An 851-nucleotide genomic window follows, 5' to 3' on the forward strand; every position below is an offset into this window, starting at 1 on the left:
CCGGTGTCGGCCACGTACGCGTTGAAGGCGTGCTCGGTCTCCTCGGGGCGTCCCCAGTAGCCCACGCCGACGCTGGGCCCGGACACCCAGATCTCGCCCACTTCCTCAGGGCCGCGGCGCAACCGGGTCTCGGAGTCAACGATCAGGACTTGCTGGCTCTCCGCCTTGGCGCCGCAGGCCACCAGGGGCACCGCCCCGGCGGTGTCGGCAGCCACCTCGACGACCCGCTCCTCGCTGAGCGCGGTCCGGTCGATGTGCCGGACCACCGGCACCGGTGACTCGGACATGCCCGTCACACCCAGGGTTGCCTCGGCCAGCCCGTACGCGGGAATAAAGGCCTCGGGCCGGAACCCGGCCGGCGCGAACGCCTCGGCGAAGGACTGCAGCGTCTCGGCGCTGATCGGCTCGGCGCCGATCACTGCGATCGACAAGCTCGACAGGTCCAGTGCCGCGCGCTGGGCCGGTGTGGTGGTCTTGACGCACAGGTCGTAGGCGAAGGTCGGCGCGCCGGTGATCGTGGCGCGGTGCCGCGACAGCATCTCCAGCCAGCTCGCCGGCCGCTTGATGAAGGTGTTGGGCGGCATCATGTAGGTCGTGACGCCGACGTAGACCATCTCCAGGACGCCGCCGATCAGGCCCATGTCATGGTGCTGCGGCAGCCACCACACCGCTACGTCGCCGTCGTGGCCCTTCCACCGCTGGCGCACGACCTCCATGTTGTGCATCAGGTTGGCGTGGCTGACCATGACGCCCTTGGGGGATTTGGTCGATCCGGAGGTGTACTGGATCATCGCGATGGTGTCTTTCTCGACGTCCTGCGGCACCCAGGTCGCGCCGTCGTCGTCCAGTTA

General features: G+C 68.9%; 1 protein-coding gene. It reads right to left on the reverse strand.

What is annotated here, in order from left to right:
• Positions 1-824: AMP-binding protein (locus tag A5648_RS07215; RefSeq protein WP_234787345.1), on the reverse strand; the 824-nt coding region annotated here is incomplete at its 3' end.
• Positions 825-851 lie beyond the last annotated feature (27 nt).

The organism is Mycolicibacter sinensis (assembly GCF_001673565.1).
Classification (GTDB): Bacteria; Actinomycetota; Actinomycetes; order Mycobacteriales; family Mycobacteriaceae; genus Mycobacterium; species Mycobacterium sinense_C.